This window comes from Roseateles sp. P5_B10, assembly GCF_056400485.1.
This window is the reverse complement of record NZ_JBFULE010001190.1, coordinates 1-1,191: the sequence shown is the minus strand read 5'-3', so window position 1 is coordinate 1,191 and position 1,191 is coordinate 1. Positions and strand designations below refer to the sequence as shown.

General features: G+C 69.9%; 1 protein-coding gene and 1 pseudogene. Both read left to right on the top strand.

The annotated features are described in order from the left end of the window. Positions 1–763 (top strand): annotated as a pseudogene (locus AC1DU6_RS31990) (polynucleotide adenylyltransferase PcnB); the annotation flags it as partial. Continuing rightward, the coding region (folK, locus tag AC1DU6_RS31985) for a 2-amino-4-hydroxy-6-hydroxymethyldihydropteridine diphosphokinase (RefSeq protein ID WP_477862230.1) at positions 760–1,191 on the top strand (432 nt) is incomplete at its 3' end. The pseudogene AC1DU6_RS31990 and the gene folK, both read left to right, overlap by 4 nt.

Below are 1,191 nucleotides of genomic sequence, written 5' to 3'. Positions count from 1 at the left end.
CCTCTTCGACGAGATGATCAAGCTGTTGCAGACCGGCCATTCCCTGGCCAGCATCGCGCAGCTGAAGAAGCTGGGCCTGGGCCGCGGCGTGTTCGCAGTGCTGGACGCCATGCTGACCGAAACAGGTGACCTGCACGAGGGTATGCGCGGCAACTTCGTGCGTCAGGCCTTCGAGGACACCGACCGGCGCGTGCAGGAAGGCCGCGGCGTCAGCCCCAGCTTCATGCTCGCCTGCATGCTCTGGCATGAAGTGCTGGACCGCTGGACCAAGATCCGCAACGGCGGCGAGCCGCCCGTGCCGGCACTGGCCCAGGCGATCGACGCCGTCTTCGATGCCCGCATCGGCGACATCTCCGGCCGCGGCAAGCTGGCGGCCGACATGCGCGAAATCTGGATGATGCAGACCCGCTTCGAGCGCCGTACCGGTTCGGGCGTGTTCAGCCTCATCGAGCAGCCGCGCTACCGTGCCGGCTTTGACTTCCTGCGCCTGCGCGCCGACGTCGGCGAGATCGACCCGGCCCTGGCCGACTGGTGGGAGGACTTTGCGCTGGGCAGCGATGACGACCGTCAGGCCCTGCTGGCCGACGCCCGTGCGACCCAGCAGAAGCAGCCTCGCGTCGTGCGTGCACCGCGTCCCGAGGCGCCGGCCGGTGAAGAGACCGAACCGGCGGCCGATGACGCGCCGGCCAAGAAACGCCGCCGTCGCCGCCGCAAGCCGGGTGGCGGGGAGGGCGCCGCAGCGCCCGCAACTGCCGCCGAGTGAGCTCGCGCGCCTACGTCGGACTGGGCGCCAACCTGGGCGCCAACCCTTCTGCCACGTTGACGCAGGCAGCGTTGCGCCTTGCGGCGCTGCCGGGCAGCCATGTCGCGGCGCTGTCCAGCGTCTGGCGCAGCGCGCCGGTGGATGCTGGCGGTCCGGACTTCCTGAACGCCGTCGTGGCACTGGACACGACGCTTCTACCCATTGAACTATTGGACGCGCTGCAGGCCATCGAACTGGCGCACGGCCGGGAGCGGCCCTACCGCAATGCGCCGCGCACGCTGGATCTCGACTTGCTGCTCTATGGCGAGCTGACCCTCGATACGCCACGGCTGACGCTGCCCCACCCGCGCCTGGGCGAACGCGCCTTCGTGTTGCGCCCGCTGCTGGAGATAGCGCCGGAGCTGGTGCATTTGGCGGCGGGGAAGGGC